The organism is Arthrobacter sp. GW460-12-1-14-TSB2 (assembly GCF_059423525.1).
Genome location: NZ_JBWKYC010000040.1, coordinates 1 through 15,464, shown reverse-complemented (window position 1 = coordinate 15,464; position 15,464 = coordinate 1). Strand labels below are relative to the sequence as shown.

Annotated in this window: 17 protein-coding genes and 1 riboswitch; of the genes, 8 read left to right on the top strand and 9 right to left on the bottom strand. The window is 68.0% G+C overall.

Features of this window, described 5'->3' with window-relative positions; genetic code table 11:
* The first annotated feature begins 214 nt into the window (after positions 1-214).
* Complete coding sequence (locus AC07YR_RS22875; RefSeq protein WP_494735372.1) at positions 215-1,297, top strand: LacI family DNA-binding transcriptional regulator; 1,083 nt, start codon at positions 215-217, stop codon at positions 1,295-1,297.
* Here the strand turns inward: AC07YR_RS22875 and AC07YR_RS22870 are convergent.
* The 4 genes from AC07YR_RS22870 to AC07YR_RS22855 form a co-directional block, all read right to left on the bottom strand.
* On the bottom strand, positions 1,239-1,577 hold the full coding sequence (locus AC07YR_RS22870) for a DMT family transporter (protein WP_055802879.1): 339 nt from the start codon (positions 1,575-1,577) through the stop codon (positions 1,239-1,241). The two genes, AC07YR_RS22875 and AC07YR_RS22870, sit on opposite strands and share 59 nt — an antisense overlap.
* On the bottom strand, positions 1,577-1,900 hold the full coding sequence (locus AC07YR_RS22865; protein WP_494735371.1) for a DMT family transporter: 324 nt from the start codon (positions 1,898-1,900) through the stop codon (positions 1,577-1,579). Before AC07YR_RS22865 ends, AC07YR_RS22870 begins: the two co-directional genes overlap by 1 nt.
* Positions 1,901-1,909: 9 nt before the next feature.
* Positions 1,910-1,976: riboswitch (guanidine-III (ykkC-III) riboswitch) on the bottom strand.
* 50 nt (positions 1,977-2,026) lie between these two features.
* A complete protein-coding gene (locus AC07YR_RS22860; RefSeq protein WP_494735370.1) occupies positions 2,027-2,737 on the bottom strand; it encodes a hypothetical protein in 711 nt (236 codons plus the stop codon).
* A 71-nt stretch (positions 2,738-2,808) separates the two neighbouring features.
* Positions 2,809-3,912 carry a LacI family DNA-binding transcriptional regulator gene (locus AC07YR_RS22855; RefSeq protein WP_494735369.1) on the bottom strand — a complete coding sequence of 368 codons (1,104 nt, stop codon included), beginning with the start codon at positions 3,910-3,912 and terminating at the stop codon, positions 2,809-2,811.
* A 224-nt stretch (positions 3,913-4,136) separates the two neighbouring features.
* On the opposite strand from AC07YR_RS22855, the gene AC07YR_RS22850 reads away from it, so the two are divergent.
* Positions 4,137-6,101: a glycogen debranching N-terminal domain-containing protein gene (locus AC07YR_RS22850; protein WP_494735368.1), complete on the top strand. Its 1,965-nt coding sequence runs from the start codon at positions 4,137-4,139 to the stop codon at positions 6,099-6,101.
* A gap of 25 nt (positions 6,102-6,126) precedes the next feature.
* Here the strand turns inward: AC07YR_RS22850 and AC07YR_RS22845 are convergent, their stop codons facing one another.
* Positions 6,127-6,777: a HutD/Ves family protein gene (locus tag AC07YR_RS22845; RefSeq protein ID WP_494735367.1), complete on the bottom strand. Its 651-nt coding sequence runs from the start codon at positions 6,775-6,777 to the stop codon at positions 6,127-6,129.
* 103 nt (positions 6,778-6,880) lie between these two features.
* On the opposite strand from AC07YR_RS22845, the gene AC07YR_RS22840 reads away from it, so the two are divergent.
* The 3 genes from AC07YR_RS22840 (at position 6,881) to AC07YR_RS22830 (ending at position 9,288) form a co-directional block, all read left to right on the top strand.
* On the top strand, positions 6,881-7,486 hold the full coding sequence (locus AC07YR_RS22840) for a phosphoribosylanthranilate isomerase (RefSeq protein ID WP_494735366.1): 606 nt from the start codon (positions 6,881-6,883) through the stop codon (positions 7,484-7,486).
* 70 nt (positions 7,487-7,556) lie between these two features.
* Positions 7,557-8,660, top strand: coding sequence for an LLM class flavin-dependent oxidoreductase (locus AC07YR_RS22835; RefSeq protein WP_494735365.1), 1,104 nt, complete (start codon positions 7,557-7,559; stop codon positions 8,658-8,660).
* Positions 8,661-8,742: 82 nt separating this feature from the next.
* Positions 8,743-9,288: a YceI family protein gene (locus AC07YR_RS22830; protein WP_436058889.1), complete on the top strand. Its 546-nt coding sequence runs from the start codon at positions 8,743-8,745 to the stop codon at positions 9,286-9,288.
* Positions 9,289-9,297: 9 nt separating this feature from the next.
* Here AC07YR_RS22830 and AC07YR_RS22825 read toward each other — a convergent pair whose 3' ends face one another.
* Together AC07YR_RS22825 and AC07YR_RS22820 are read right to left on the bottom strand one after the other, a co-directional pair.
* A complete protein-coding gene (locus AC07YR_RS22825) occupies positions 9,298-10,413 on the bottom strand; it encodes a serine hydrolase domain-containing protein (protein ID WP_494735364.1) in 1,116 nt (371 codons plus the stop codon).
* Positions 10,404-11,420 (bottom strand): magnesium and cobalt transport protein CorA, encoded by a 1,017-nt coding sequence (locus AC07YR_RS22820; RefSeq protein ID WP_494735363.1) that lies wholly within the window; start codon positions 11,418-11,420, stop codon positions 10,404-10,406. Before AC07YR_RS22820 ends, AC07YR_RS22825 begins: the two co-directional genes overlap by 10 nt.
* Before the next feature lie 239 nt (positions 11,421-11,659).
* Between AC07YR_RS22820 and AC07YR_RS22815 the strand changes: the two genes are divergently transcribed.
* Together AC07YR_RS22815 and AC07YR_RS22810 are read left to right on the top strand one after the other, a co-directional pair.
* The gene (locus AC07YR_RS22815) at positions 11,660-13,054 is read left to right on the top strand and encodes a TrkH family potassium uptake protein (RefSeq protein ID WP_436058886.1); all 1,395 of its coding nucleotides are present in this window, start codon (positions 11,660-11,662) and stop codon (positions 13,052-13,054) included.
* 79 nt (positions 13,055-13,133) lie between these two features.
* Entirely contained in the window at positions 13,134-13,535 is a 402-nt protein-coding gene (locus AC07YR_RS22810) for a YccF domain-containing protein (protein WP_028272804.1), read from the top strand.
* A gap of 27 nt (positions 13,536-13,562) precedes the next feature.
* On the opposite strand, the gene AC07YR_RS22805 is transcribed toward AC07YR_RS22810, so the two are convergent.
* Both AC07YR_RS22805 and AC07YR_RS22800 read right to left on the bottom strand, forming a co-directional pair.
* Positions 13,563-14,315 carry a 2-phosphosulfolactate phosphatase gene (locus tag AC07YR_RS22805; RefSeq protein WP_494735362.1) on the bottom strand — a complete coding sequence of 251 codons (753 nt, stop codon included), beginning with the start codon at positions 14,313-14,315 and terminating at the stop codon, positions 13,563-13,565.
* Positions 14,312-15,199, bottom strand: coding sequence for a DUF4031 domain-containing protein (locus AC07YR_RS22800; protein WP_494735361.1), 888 nt, complete (start codon positions 15,197-15,199; stop codon positions 14,312-14,314). The genes AC07YR_RS22805 and AC07YR_RS22800 overlap by 4 nt, the downstream gene beginning before the upstream one ends.
* Positions 15,200-15,284: 85 nt before the next feature.
* Here AC07YR_RS22800 and AC07YR_RS22795 point away from each other — a divergent pair.
* A partial coding sequence (locus AC07YR_RS22795) for a hypothetical protein (RefSeq protein WP_494735360.1) occupies positions 15,285-15,464 on the top strand: 180 nt, incomplete at its 3' end.

Sequence of the window (15,464 nt, the reverse complement as noted above, 5' to 3'; positions counted from 1 at the left end):
GGCGGGAGTGGCGAATCATGGGAGACCTTCCTTGGCAATGCCCCAGAACGGCATCAGCGGTGAGCGGGGATACCGACGAGCCTAGGGACCTGTTGTGACGGACGTCAACCATTTACTGAAAATAGAGCGTTATGTTTTCATGCAACGCGACGTGAGGTTTACGTACACTGGGAACACCATGACTTCCGGACGGCCGTTCGGGTGAAGGAGCCTTATGAGCACGACAGCGGGCCGAGCAGACCCCGCCCCGGAGCGACCAAAGCTGGAGGACCTGGCCCGGAAGGTCGGGGTCAGTATCGCCACGGTGTCCCGGGTGGTAAACGGCCGGAAAGGCGTGTCGCGCGAGGTGCGGCAGGCCGTGCTCGCAGCTATGGACGACCTCGGCTACGAGCGCCCGGACCGTGCCCGGAGCACTACCCGGGGCCAGGTGGGGATCATCGTTCCGGACCTGACAAACCCGATCTTTCCGGCAATCGCGCAGACGGTTGTGTCGCTCCTGTCCCAGGAGGACTTCATTCCGATCCTCTGTGCTTTGCCTGGCGGGGGACGCTCCGAGGACGAGTACATCGAGATGCTCGTGGCGCAGGAGGCCTCCGGCATCATCTTCATCTGCAGTTCACATGCCGACGGCCAGGCCAGCCTGGAGCGCTACCACCGGCTGCGCGGCCGCGGCATCCCGTTCGTCCTGGTCAACGGTGCCCGCCAGGAACTGCCGGCAGCCTCCGTGTCCAATGACGACGCCGCGGCCATCAGCACCGCGGTGCAGCACCTTGCCAGCCTGGGGCACCGGAAGGTCGGCCTGGCCATCGGCCCGCACCGCTTCATCCCGAGCAGGCAGAAGCTGGCCGGCTTCCGCTCCGCCCTCGCCGAGTACCTGGGCATTGAGGACCCGGAACCGCACACGGCCACCAGCATGTTCACGGTGGAAGGCGGCCAGAGTGCGGCGAATGAGCTCCTGGACTCCGGCCACACGGCCATTGTGTGCGCGTCCGACGTTATGGCGCTCGGTGCCATCCGGGCGGTCCAGGCCAGGGGGCTGCGCGTGCCGGAAGACGTGTCCATCGTCGGCTTCGATGACTCACCGCTGATGGCGCTCACGAATCCGCCGCTGACCACGCTCCGGCAGCCCGTCGCTGCGATCGCGCACGCCGCCGTCCATGCCCTGGCGGCCGAGATTGCCGGCGAACATTCCACGCGCTCGCCGGTGGTCCTGGCATCCGATCTGGTGGTGCGCGGCTCTACCGGTCCTGCGGCAGCAGCTTCAGCCCCGCCGCGCAGCCCACGATCCCGGCGATGAACAGCAGCTTGAGCGGGCTGGCCGGCTCGACGCCGGTGGCCATCGCCCAGCCCACGGTCAGGGCAGCGCCGATGCCCACCCACACGGCGTAGGCGGTCCCGAGCGGAATCGACTTCACGGCGATCCCCAGTCCCGCCATGCTCAGCGTTGCGGTGACGGCAAAGACGGCGGTCGGCAGCGCCTGGGAGAAGCCGTCGGACAGGCCCAGGGCGGTGGCCCAGACGGCTTCCAGCACGGCGGAAGCGAGCAGGATCAGCCAGGCAGTCGCGTTCTTGGTCATCACGCCACCACCTTCAGGCCCACCACGGACGCGGCGATCCCGGCGAGCAGCAGCAGCCGTCCCGCCGTCGCGCGTTCCACTTTGGTGACGATCGCGTAGGCGGAGGTCAGCACCACGCCGACGCCCACCCACACCGCGTAGGCGGTGCCGGTGGGGATGGACTGCATCGCGAGGGCGAGCCCGCCGGTGCTGGCAATGACTGAGACGAGGAAGACCGTTGCGGGCAGGACGCGCCGGAGGCCCGTGGCTTGGGAGGTCCGGTGCAGCGCTGCGGCCCACACGGCCTCGAGCGCACCGGAGAGGATGAGGATTAACCACGACATGACAGATCCTTTGGCCAGTCTTGTCGCGTGCCGGGTACTGAACCGTCGTCCGGAGGTTCCAAAGAGGGAGCCTTGGTCCCAGCGTAGCAACGCCCGACGGCGGGAGGCCACCGTTGGTGGTTAAGGTCACCGGGGCGGTATGGTCCGTTGATCGGCCTTGTGAGCGGTCCGGTGCGGGATCGACGAGGCGAGGGCCAGCACAACGATGAACGATGCGGCCAGGACGGCGAACCAGGCGCCGCGCGCTTCGGTGATGGCGAGCCGGGTGCCGGCGATTCCGGGGCCGGTCAGGATGAGTGCCGCGGCGAGCGCTGCACTGACGAGGCCGCAGAGCAGCCTTGCCCAGAGGGGGCCGCGACGGGAGAGGGCGTAGCCGCCGCCCATCCCCATCAGAGAGACTGCGATTGCGCCGCCGCCGAGGCCTTCGGTGAGGAGTGCGGCGATCGCGCCCGGCATGAACATCGGGGCGATAGCGAAGGCGAGTGGAGCAAGGGCAAGCCAGCGCCACCCCCTCCGCCCGCCTGCGCGCCGAAGAGCCTCCGCCCAGCCCAGGAAGCCGCCCGCAACGGCCCCCGGCAGGAGGATCGCACCGAAGGTTCCCCACCAGGTGAAGGTGGAGGTCGGGCCCGCAAGCTCCACCATGTAGCTGCGGAATCCTGCGGCCCAGGCAATGCCGCAGGTGATGCCGATTGCGACGAGCGGGGCAGTGGGATGGACTGGGGCGGTTCGCGGGACTGCGGCGGTTCGCTGGACTGCGGCGGTTCGAGGGTCGGGCGCGCTCGGGTGGACGGCGCGGCGGGCGTCGCGTGAGGCTGGTGCGGATTCCTTGTCGCTCATGATCGGCTCCAGAGATTCAGCTGGTAGCTGGCGACATTAGGGCACTGACGGGGAAACATCAAGGCCCTGGTTTAGGCCTGCCTGCTGCCGGTTGGCGCCAGCGGCAGCGGGATTCGTTCCACCACGTGCGGGGCAAGGAGGAGCTGCCTGTCCGGCGGGTTTGTGGCCGGGGTGGCTGCCCCGCGCGTGGCCGCGCCGCCGGTGGCCGCCCCCGCGGTCCCGTTGCCGGCCAGTTCGTAGGTCAGCACGCGGATGATGTGGCGCGCGGCCTCTTCCACCGGCTGGGCGACGCTGGAGAGACCGAGTGCGGCGGCCACGGGAGTGTTGTCAAAGCCCACAACGGCTGGCCGCCCGGTGCCGGGCCGTAGCTCCCGGAGTTTTTCCATGGCACCGAGGGCCATCGAGTCGCTGGAACAGACAATGGCCGTGGCACCCCTCGACGCCAGCAGGGCCGCCCCGGATGCTCCGCCGGCAACGGTCTCTTCCGCTTCCACGCTGAGGCCGGGCACGTCCCTGCCGTGTCCTGCCGCGTCCATGGCGCGCTGCCAGCCGCGGCGGCGGTCTGCGCCCACGGGATTGCCGGTGTACCAGCCCAGGAAGCCGATCCTGGAGTGGCCCTGGGCCAGCAGCATCTGCACGGCCTGTTCCGTTCCTGCGGCCCCGTCAACGTCCACCCAGGAGTGGCTCCCCGACGTCGGGCGGCCGGCGCTATCCCAGGGCCGGCCAAAAACGGCGAAGGGTGTTCCGCGTTCCTGCAGCCAGCGGGTCCGGGCGTCGTCCGGGGTGCTGGAGGTGAGGATGAATCCGTCCAGCCCCGCGACGTCGAGCAGTTCCTCATACTGGCGGATCTCGTCGCTGTCCGAGTCCGCGCAGAACAGCGTGAGCCGGTAGCCTGCCGCCTGCGCCGCTTCCGTGAGCGCGTGCAGGAAGCGGTCCAGCACGGCGCCGTTGATTCCGTCCGTCGCGGGAAGGAGCCGCATGCCGAAGTTCATGGAACGCTGGGTGCGCAGTTGCCGGGCGGCGGCGCTGGGCCGGTAGCCGGCTGCCTCAATGGCCGCCTGGATGCGCTCCCGGGTGGCGGGCTTGACCTTGTGCGGAGCATTCAGCACGTTGGAGATGGTCTGCCGGGACACGGCAAGTTCTCTGGCCAGGCTGGCGAGGGTGGGCCGGGCCAAATGGGCTCCTTAGGACGCGGTACTGGACGGTTGGTAATGCAGGCAGTGGCCGGCGGACGCCCCGGCATGGCTGCCGCATGGCGGTCTTTTCCGTCTCACACTAACGTGTGAGACGATTTAACCGCACAAATTTGATCGATCAAATCTGTGCGCCCAGGTTCTCGCCCGGTAATGCGGACGCCAGCCTCCGCACCCACACCCAGCAGCACAGGAGTTGTTTTACCGTGGCCTCTGAACAGCCATACCTGCACAATCTTTCCGGCGTTTTCAGCGCCCCCATTCAGGCGTGGTCCGACTCCCATGGACAGGTCCGCCACACGGGCGCACAGGGGATCTACTGCGGCGACGACCGCGTCCTCAACACTGCCGTCCTCACCGTTGACGGGCGGGAGCCCGAATGGGTGTCCACGCAGCTGCGCTCCTCCAAGGAAACCGACTACATCTATTTCGTGCGTGCCGATGCCGAAGTGGCGGACCCCCTGCTCTCCCTGGTGCGCACGCGCTCGGCCCAGTCCAGCCGCATCCGCCCCGGTGAGGACACCGAAACCCTCACCGGCTGCTCCGGCCGGGTGGGTGAGACACTGCGCCTGGAGTCCGCCATGCGGGAGCCCGTATCGCTGACGGTCACGCTGACCCTCGGCGCGGACAACACCACCATGGAACACATCAAGCAGGGCGGTCGTGGTGGCGCCCGCGTGGAACCGCAGGGGACCACCTGGTCCTGGCGCGACCAGGACACCACCCTGGCGTTGACGGCCGTCAACGGAACCGTCAGCGTGGACGGCAGCACCGTCACCATCGACTGGGCCGTGGAGGTGTCTCCCGGCGTACCCGTGGAGCTGGAATGGGCGGTTGACCTGACTGACGCGGATTCGCCGATGCTGGCCGCGGACGGTGAACCCATCACCGCTCCGGCGTCGAACGATCCCCGGCTCAGCCGCCTTCTGGAACGGTCCGTCAGCGACCTCAACAGCCTGCGGCTGGCACACTACTCGCATCCGCATGACACGTTCCTGGCGGCCGGTGCCCCCTGGTTCTTCACCATGTTCGGCCGCGATTCCATCATCGCAGCGCGCATGCTGCTGCCCATCAACACGGCCATTGCCGGCGGAACGCTCCGTGCGCTCGCCGGCCGGCAGGGCACGGAAACGGACCACACCACGGCAGTGCAGCCGGGCAAGATCCTGCATGAAGTCCGCCGGACCGTCCTGACCATGGCGGAGAGCGGCCATGCCCTGCGCCTGCCGCCGGTGTACTACGGCACCATTGACGCCACTCCGCTGTGGATTTGCCTCCTGCACGATGCCTGGAAAGCCGGCATGCCCGACGCCGAGGTCAAGGAACTCCTGCCCAACCTCGAGGATGCGCTCGAGTGGCTCAGGGACCACGGCGACCTGGACGGGGACGGCTTCTTGGAATACCTCGACGCCTCCGGGCAGGGCCTGGTGAACCAGGGCTGGAAGGACTCCGGCGACGCCATCCGCTGGCACGACGGTTCACTGGCGAAGGGGCCCATCGCGCTTGCCGAGGTCCAGGCCTACGCCTACGAGGCGGCAGTAGTGGGCGCGGAAATCCTGGACGCCTTCGGACGTCCGGGCGCGCAGGAATGGCGCGACTACGCAACAGGCATGGCCGACCGCTTCCGTGCGCAGTTCTGGTGCGAGGACGAGCTGGGTCCGTACCCCGCCCTTGCCCTGGATGCCGACAAGCGACCGGTGGACGGTGTGACCTCCAACATGGGTCACCTGCTCGGCACCGGAATCCTGAACGAGGACGAGCAGCGGATTGTGGTGCGCCGCGTTATGGACCCCACCATGTTCTCCGGCTACGGCGTCCGGACGCTGTCCACCACCAACGGCGGATACTGGCCCACCCGCTACCACGCCGGCGCGGTCTGGAGCCACGACACCGCCCTGATCATCAGCGGCATGCTGGCCGACGGCTTCCCGGATGAAGCGGCGCAGCTCGCCGCCGGGCTGCTGGAGGTGGCCGAGGCCAACGACTGGCGGCTGCCGGAGCTCTTTGGCGGCCATGGCTCGGACACCATGCGCACCCCCGTGCCGTTCCCTGCGAGCTGCCGGCCGCAGGCGTGGGCCTCGGCCAGCTCCGTAGTGATCGCCGCTGCGCTCACCCCTAACGGGCGGCCGACGCAGCGGGAAGACCTGCAGGCGTCCGCCGCTGCCTTCTGACCGACCGCTAGCTTGTGACCGGTGCCTAGCCCGTAACCCGGTCGATCGATACGACGGCCAGGAAGCCCCGGCCCAGGATTTCCGGCGTGCCGGAGTCGGAACCGACGACGGCGTCGTAGCGGCCCAGCGTCTCCGGCTCGCCTGGCGCCGGGGCTGCCTCAGGTGCCACGCCGTCGACGGGCGTGTCCCCGCCGCCGGGTGCGGCATCCGAAGCAGCGGCACCGGGGCTGACAGTGGCCTGTCCCTGCAGCAGAATGCCCAGCTGGCCTTCGAATACGGGGTGCGCGCGCTTCTTGGAGAGTTCGATGATGGACGTGTACCCCTTGAAGGCACCGTTCCGGGTAATCACGTTGAGGTCGCGGATGTCGCCTGTGGGCAGTGCGCTGGCGGTGTCGGCGTCGCCGGAGAACCGGAACGGCCGGTACTTCTCCAGCGCGTGTTCGGCGCCGTCTACCGTCAGCAGGAGGAGTTCGCCTTCGATCACGGTGAGCACGCGGTCCATGCCGGGAAAAGCGGAGAACGCGCCGGCTTTGGACACCTCGGCGATGCTCACCCGCCAGTCCCACGCGCCGTCCTGGGCGGAAGCAGCCTTCGGATGGCTGGCCAGTTCGCGGGTGACCCCGCCCTGGTTGCGCCACGGTTCGGCCCTGAGTTCTGCATAGCGGATGATCTCCATCCGCCCAGCCTAGCGGCCGGAACGAGGCCCGGGCGTAACGTCGGTGCAGACTTGGCAGGCTTGCTAACGTCAGGTGGAGGAAGAGAATCGCAGGAGGAGCAGGATGTTCGTCAAGGTGTGTGGCCTGAGTACGCCGGAGTCGGTCCTGGCAGCAGCAGGTGCCGGCGCGGACGCCGTCGGATTCGTCCTGACCAAGAGCCCGCGCGAGGTCACACCCGCCAGGGCCCGGGAGCTACTCGCCCACGTGCCGGCCGGCACCCCCGCAGTGGGCGTGTTCCGGCACGAGCCGGTGGCGGACGCCATCGCGCTCGCCCGCGAGGCGGGCCTCGAGTGGATCCAGCTCCACGGGGACCGCACCCCGGAGGACGTGAAAGCAGCGCACGACGCCGGCATGAAGGTGATCAGGGCCGTCACCATGAGTGCCGCCCCGGAAGCATTCGGCAGCTGGGGCGAGGAACTGCTGCTCATCGATGCCGCCGTGCCGGGCTCGGGCGAGGCCTGGGACTATGCGTCGGTGCAGTCCAAGGGGCTTGCCGGGCGGAGCTGGCTGCTGGCCGGGGGACTTGACCCCGTGAACGTCGCCCGGGCCGCAAAAGAAGCCGGTGCGTGGGGAGTGGACGTCTCCTCCGGCGTCGAAAGTTCCCGCGGAGTCAAAGACCTGGCGAAGGTCCGGGCGTTTGTGCTGGCAGCGAAGGCCCCGGCCGCCTAGCACCGGAATGACCTGGCGCGGAATGACCTGGCGCCGGAATGAAGAGTGACGCCTTCTTGTTGCCGCATTCATGAAGCGCATCGGATTTCTGTCCTTCGGCCACTGGGGCAACGTCGAGGGGTCGCGCACCCGCACGGCCCGGGACGCCCTGCTGCAAGGCATTGAGCTGGCCGTGGCCGCCGAGGAGCTGGGCATCGACGGCGCCTACTTCCGGGTGCATCACTTTGCCCGGCAGCAGGCCTCCCCGTTCCCGCTGCTGGCAGCCATCGCCGCCCGCACCAGCCGGATTGAAATGGGCACCGGCGTGATCGACATGCGGTACGAAAACCCGCTGTACATGGCGGAGGAAGCGTCCGCCACGGACCTGATCAGCGGCGGCAGGCTGCAGCTGGGCGTCAGCCGCGGCTCACCCGAGCCGGCACGGGACGGCGCCGCAGTGTTCGGCCATGTTCCGGCCGACGGCGAGAGCCCCGCGGACATGGCACGCCGGCACACCGCGTTGTTCCGCCATGCCATCACCGGCGCCGGCGTGGCAGACGGGGATCCCCGGTTCGGCGGCGGACCCGGCAAATTGCCGGTCCAGCCGAACTCGCCGGATCTGGCCCGCAGGATCTGGTGGGGCGCCGGATCCCGCGCCACCGCCGTCTGGACAGCTGAACAGGGCATGAACCTGATGAGTTCCACACTGCTGACCGAAGACACCGGCGTGCCGTTCGACGAGCTTCAAGCCGAGCAGATCAGCATGTTCCGCAGCGCCTGGGCCAGCGCCGGCCACCAGCACACGCCCCGGGTTTCAGTCAGCAGGAGCGTGCTGCCGATCGTGGACGACGAGGACCGCCGGTATTTCGGGCTCAGCGCCCTTCGGGAAAAGCGGGACCAGGTGGGGATCATTGACGGACTGGTGGCGAGGTTCGGCAAGAGCTACGTGGGCGAGCCCGACGCCATCGCCGAAGAGCTTGCCGCGGACGCCGCGGTGCAGGCCGCCGACACCGTCCTCCTCACTGTCCCGAACCAGCTGGGCGTGGACTTCAACGCCAAGCTGCTCGGCAACATTGCCCGGCACGTTGCCCCTGCCATTGGCTGGCAGCCGAAATGGCCTGCGGCTGTACCCGCGCCTGCGGCTGAGGCTGTGCCAGCGACTGAGGCGCCCGGTGCTGAGGCTAGCCGTGGCTAATGCTCTTCGCTAGCATTCAGCTGGGGACCACCCCGAAGAACCGGCGGGCCAGGCCCGCCACCCGAGTCGAAGGAGACCCGTTGTGACTCTGCCCCAAGGTATTACCCCCGGCATCTGGACCCTTGATATGTCCCACAGCGAAATCGGGTTCACCGTCCGCCATGCCGGCATCAGCAAAGTCCGCGGCCGCTTCACCGACGCTTCCGCGGAGGCGCACGTGGGCCCGTCCTTGTCGGCGTCCAGCCTGCACGCCACCGTGAAAACGGCGAGCTTCGACTCGGGCGATGCCAACCGCGACGCCCACGTCCGCGGCGCGGACTTTTTCGACGTCGAGCAGTTCCCGGAGATGACTTTCCGGGCAACGGGCATCGAGGGTGACGGCGAGGACTATACCGTCACCGGGGACCTCACCATTCGCGGCGTCACCAAGCCCGTGGAGCTCGAAGTGGAGTTCACCGGTGTGGCGGTTGATCCGTTCGGTGCCACCCGGGCAGGCTTCAGCGCAGAGGCAGAAATCAGCCGCAAGGAGTTTGGGCTGACGTGGAATGCGGTCCTCGAAGCCGGCGGCGTGCTGGTCAGTGACAAGGTCAAAATCAACGTCGACGCAGCCCTGGTCAAGCAGGCATAGTCGCGGGCCTCAGGTCCACGGCACGCGAAGGATCAGGGAAAACAAGGTGGCGTAGTCGTAGCTCGTGGAGCTGTTGGACATGAGCACGATTGCCCTGCCCCGCTCCGGGTAAAGGCGCATGATGTTCCAAAACCCCAGCCCGGTGCCGAAATGCTCCACGTAGGATTCGTGCGGCACCTTGGTGTGCTTCCGGAACCAGCCCGCGGAGTGGTCGAACTGCCGTCCTTTGACGCGGATGTCGCGCATGGCCCGCGCCGTGGACTCCTGAAGGATGCGGTGCCCCTGCGGGACAGCGGGAGCGCTGGCGGTTCCCGGCGGAACAGCCAGCCCGTCATTGAGGTGCAACCGGGCGAACGCTGCTGCGTCCAGCACGCTTCCTACCAGGCCTCCGTAGCCCGCGCCGTCAACCAGGAACGGGTTGAGCGAGGAGTATCCGCCGTGCCTTGCCCCCAGTGTTCCTGGTGGAAGGATTGCCGCGAGCGCCGGGGTGAGCGGGCGGGGGATACGGACATAGCCTGTAGCCGCGGAGTGTCCTGGCAGGTAGGCGAAACCGGTTGAATCCATGCCCAGCGGAGCAAGGATCTCGCGCCGGACGTAGCTCGGAAACGGCTCACCGGAGACCTGGCTGATGATCTGGGCCGCCACAAGGTAGCCGACGTTCGAGTAATGGCCGGTGCCACCAAGGCGGTGGCGGAACGCCCGGCGCCGGGCCAACAGTTTCCGCAGCATCTGCTCCTGGTCCGGTCCCGGTGCATCCGCCGGGTGGATCCACGTCACGGGCAGCGGATTGCGCAGCCCCGCGGAATGGCTGAGCAGCTGCCACACGGTTGGCTGGGCCGGGCCGGGGGCGCGCAGCCAGGGCAGGTATTCGGGCGCGGGTGCGTGCAGGTCCAGGAGCCCCTGGTCGGAGAGCCGCAGGGCGGCGGTGGCGGTCACCGGCTTCGTCATGGAAAACCAGGGATAGACCGTATCCGACGTCGCGGGGGCATGGCCCTCAAGGTCCGCGAAACCGGTGCCGCCGGTATGGAGCACCCGGTCCCGCGACACGACGGCTAGTGACATTCCCGGCACGCGGGCTCTCCGGGCTGTGTCCGCCAGTGCTGCCCGGACCGCTGTCAGATCCATTTGTTGTGCTTGAACGCGACGTAGAGGGCCACGCCCATGGCCGCCATCAGGCCCAGCGCCATGGGGTAGCCGAAGATCCAGTCGAGCTCGGGCATGGTGCGGAAATTCATCCCGTAGATGGTGCCCACCAGGGTGGGGGCGAAGAGAATGGCGGCCCAGGAGGAGATGCGTTTGACCTGCTCGCTCTGCGCGAAGCTGGATTCGGTCAGGCGCCGCATTTCGTCGTTCTGCCGCTGCGCCACAAGCGCGGCGTTGACGGTGAGCGCGTTCTGCAGCAGTGCCCGGAAAGAGGCGGTCCGTTCGCCCAGCCGCAGGACGTGGTCCAGGACGTCACGGAGGTGGTCCTGCAGTTCGGGACCGGGCCGATGCTCGGCCGTTCCGGAGAGGAGGGCCTGCAGGATTCCCGCCAGGGGGCTGGTTCCGCGCTGGAACATGATGACCTGGCGGGAGAGCTCATAGATCCGGCGCGAGACGTCCGGGTCGCCGCTGAAGAGGTCGTCCTCGATTTCGTCGATGTCGTTTTCCAGGCCGGCAGCCACTGGCTCGTATTCATCCACCACCTGGTCCAGGATGGCGTACAGCACGGCGTCCGGACCCAGCGCCAGGAACTCGGGCTGGGCTTCCATGCGTCGGCGGACGCGGGCCAGGTCCGGTGACTCAGCATGGCGGACGGTGACCACAAAATCCGTGCCCACAAAAACGTGGATCTCGCCGAACTCGACCTTTTCGACGTCGTCGAGGTAGCGCGCCGGGCGCAACACCAGGAACAGGGTCTCGCCGTAGTGCTCAAGTTTTGCCCGCTGGTGGCCGGTCAGGGCGTCCTCCACCGCCAGGTGGCTGAGGTCGAACTCGTCTGCCACGGAACGCAGTTCCGGCGCGTCCGGCCGGTAGAGGCCGATCCAGGCCATCCCCTCGCGCTGCCGCAGCAGGAAGTAGGTCTCCTCAAGCCCCTCCGGGTCGGTGGTCCGGCGGCCATTTACGTAGACGGCGTTGTCAATGATGGTCACGCTGCGCCTCCTTCTGCGGACCCGCCCCTTGGCTGTGACGTTAGCCCTTTGCCGGGACGCTGCCAACAGTATGCGCCTGCGCCGCTGCGTGGCCGGGAAAGGGCCGCGTAAGGATTTCGTAAAGACCGGGTTCTGCCGGAATCACCCGGTGCTACGCTCCGTGATGCGTCGAACTATGGGCACGGTTGTTATCGCGGTGCCTGAATCCCTTCGTATGCCCGCCGATGAGAGGACGTCCCATGGCCGTACCGCTGAGGGGGCCGGCAAAAGTGCCCGCGGACATTCGGACGAAGGACAGCCGCATCAGGCGCCTGCTCCTGCATCCGGTCAGGTCGGTGCCGGTGGCGTTCCTCGCCGTCATCATGATCGGGGCCGGTCTGCTCCTGCTTCCCGCCTCGCACTACCCCACGGACTCCGACGTCGGGATGCCGGCCCTGTTCACTTCGGTCTCGGCCGTCTGCGTGACCGGCCTGATCACCGTGGACACTGCCACGTTCTGGACGCCCTTCGGCCAGGCGGTGATCCTCGGGATGATCCAGGTGGGTGGCTTTGGCATCATGACGCTGGCAACGCTGCTCGCCCTGCTGGTCCGCAAGAACCTCGGCCTCCGCGGGCAGCTCGTGGCGCAGTCCGAAACCCATACCCTGAATTTTGGTGATGTGCGCTCCGTGCTGGTGCGGGTCGCCAAGATCATGGCCACACTGGAGGGCTGCACGGCAGCGGTCCTGACGCTCCGGTTCTGGATCGGTTACGACGCCAACCCTGCCACGGCACTCTGGCACGGCATCTTCCACGCTGTATCCGCATTCAACAATGCCGGTTTCTCCCTCTACAGTGACAACCTCATCGGGCTGGCCGAAGATCCCTGGATCATTGTCCCTGTCTGCGCAGCCGTGGTGGCCGGCGGGCTGGGGTTTCCCGTGATCATTGCCCTGATGCGGGACGGGTTCCGGATCAGGGACTGGACAGTGCACGTCCGGCTGACCGTCTACGGCACCCTGCTGCTTCTGGCGGCAGGCTTTGTGCTCTTCGCGGCCTTCGAATGGAACAGGCCCGAAACCCTGGGACCGCTCTCCACCGGCGGGAAGTTCCTCGGGGCGCTGGCCGGCAGCGTGTTTCCCCGGACCGCCGGTTTCAACAGCATCGATTACGGGGCTGCCACACCGGAGACCCTGATGGTCACCAACATCCTGATGTTCATCGGCGGCGGGAGTGCGGGGACGGCGGGCGGCATCAAGATCACCACGTTCCTCATCCTGGGATTCGCCATCTGGAACGAGGTCCGCGGCCGCGAACAGGTCACCATCGCCCACCGCTCCATCAGTTCCTCGGCGCAGCGCCAGGCGCTCTCCGTTGCGTTGCTGGGCGTCGCCGCCGTCATTGCGGGCACGCTGCTGCTGCTGCTGTTCACCGACTACAGCCTCGAAAAGGTGCTCTTTGAATCCATCTCCGCCTTCGCCACGGTGGGGGTGAGCACCGGCATCACCTATCACCTGCCGGTCAGCGCGCAGTGGGTGCTGATGGCCCTCATGTTCGTCGGCCGCATCGGCACCATCACTGTGGCTTCTGCCCTGGCCCTCTCCGCGCATCCGCGGCTCTACCATTTGCCCGAAGAGCGGCCGATCATCGGCTGATGCGGGCGGCCGCTAATTCAGGGCCGGATCAGGGCAATCCCCGACGCCCGATCAGGCGCGAGCGGGGGAGAATGGCCGTATGAAGACATTGCTCAACATCATTTGGCTGGTATGCGGCGGACTCTGGCTGGCGCTGGGGTACTTCTTCGCGGGCATCATCTGCTGCCTGCTCATCGTGACCATTCCGTGGGGCATCGCGTCCTTCCGGATTGCCTCCTACACGCTGTGGCCCTTCGGCCGGATGGTGGTGGACAAGCCGGGCGGCAACGGAGTGTTCTCGCTCCTGGGCAATGTGATCTGGCTGGTGGTGGCCGGGATCTGGATCGCGATCGGCCATGTGGTGACGGCGTTCGCCATGGCCATCACCATTATCGGAATCCCGCTGGCCATCGCGAACCTGAAGCTCATACCCGTCTCGCTGATGCCCCTCGGCAAGCAGATCGTGCCCACCGACCGGCCGTTCGTCACCAGCTACCGCTAAGGCCGGCGGCCGCCTACGGGCGAGCGCTCAGGCCCGGCGGAACGCGCCGTCGTCGAGAAGTGCGACGGCGGTGCTCCGGTTGAGCTCCGCAGCGATCTCCACGTCCTCCTGGTAACCGCCGAAAACGAGCTCGCGCCCGCTGGAGCATTCCAGCAGCGTGTCACCGAGCCGCGGTTCCGCAGCGGTGAACGCGTCCATGGCCCATCCGGCTTCGGGGGAGAACCCGGCCCGGCGATGCCCGGGAAGCGCCGCCAGGAAAGCACCTGCGCCCAGCTGGTCCTCGAGCGCGGGCCGGAGTCCGCCGTCGGGCCATTTTTCACCGGCTGCAATAACGGCGATAACGGCGGCCGGCGGCAGGTTCCGCGCGGCCCAGTCGGCCGTGGCGCGGGCGTTCCGGAGGCACACTGCGGCGACGCGCGGCACCGCGCCCGCCAGGGAATGGGCCAGCGCCGATCCGTTCGGCGAGGGCAGCACCACCCTGTCCAGCGTTGACGCGGAGCGCAGGCTGGCGGGGGAGAGGCTGACCCCTTTGCCGCCGCGTCGTCCGGCAAGCACCGCCTGCTGTTCCGCCGCGAAACCGGCTGCCGTGCCGTCCTTCCAGCGGTAGGGAAACACTTCGGCGCCGCGCTCCACGGCGACGCTCACGCACGTGGTGAAACACAGGACGTCCACCACCACGGCCAGTTCGGCCCCGGGCGCCACGGCCATGGCGCCGTCGAGCCCCCATTCGAAGCGGACCGTGAACGGCAGCTGCCGGTGCGCGGCCTGAACCTCGCTCACGCGGGCCAGGCTGCGGGGTTGAGCTCGCCGTTGAGGTTGCGCCGCGCGGAATCCAGCCAGAGCTCACGGCCGCGGGCCGTGTTGAACAGCGGATCCAGCTCCAGCAAATGACGCACGACGGCGGCGCGTCCGGCGGCGAAGTCGGCGTCGCCGATGTGCGCGAAGTCTTCCCGGACGGCGCTGAGGTAGCGGCCGTAGGCCCTGGGTTCGCCGCCGAGAACGGACAGGTCCGCATCGCAGAGGAGGGCGCCGTCGTCGTCCCCTGCCTCCGGGCGGTGGTCGGCAGTGAGCCGGACCAGCCGGCCCACCTCGTACGCTTCGTCCTCGGACAGCCCGGCGTGCAGGAGCCTGTCCTCTGCCAGCCTCGCCGACTCCTCCTCGTCCTGGCCGGCGATCCCGAGGTATACGGCGTCGTGGAACCAGGCGGCGAGGACCACGGTGCGGGGAGGGTCTGCCGGCTCGGTGAGCAGGTCCAGGGCTTCGAGGACTGAGAGGAGGTGGGTGCGGCCGTGGTACTTCCGGTGCTCCTCGCCCCAGCGGTCCAGGAGGTCCAGGAAGAGGGCGTCGTGGCCGGGTAGCACGGCGTTCCAGCGGTTGAGCAGGGGCAGCTTGAGGGCCTTGCCGCGCTCGCGGGCCGGGATGCGGAGCCCGCAGTCGATCAGTTTTCGGACTAGGACCCGCGCCTCCACGGGGACGGCGCCGGCCTCCACGAGGGCCCCGTACCGGGCCTCGGAGACGTCGTAATGGTCGCCGTCGAACGCGCGTTCCGGAATGCCGGCGGCCTCGGCGAAACGGTGCAGTTCGTCGAGGGAGGTATCCGAGATCAAGTGCGAAAAGTGGGTTCCGTGGGCTGGCCAGAGCGGCGGATCCAGGTAAACGGCCATGGGGGAAATTCTAATCCCGCGGGTGCCAGCGATTCCTCCGCAGGACAGGGCCTTTTTTGTCGTACCTCGGTGGAAGAGTTGTCCCATGGAGGTCTTGGGGGAACTCGCAGCAGGAGGGGCGTTGCGGAGGGCGGCATTGCCCGCCGCCGCTTCTGTTGTTCGGGTTGCTTCCGGTCCGGGCCTGCGCCGTGTCCCCGCCGGTCTGCAGCCTTCTCAGGCGTTGGCGTCCGACGGCGGCGGGTCCGGTGATCTTCCCCGGAGCCTT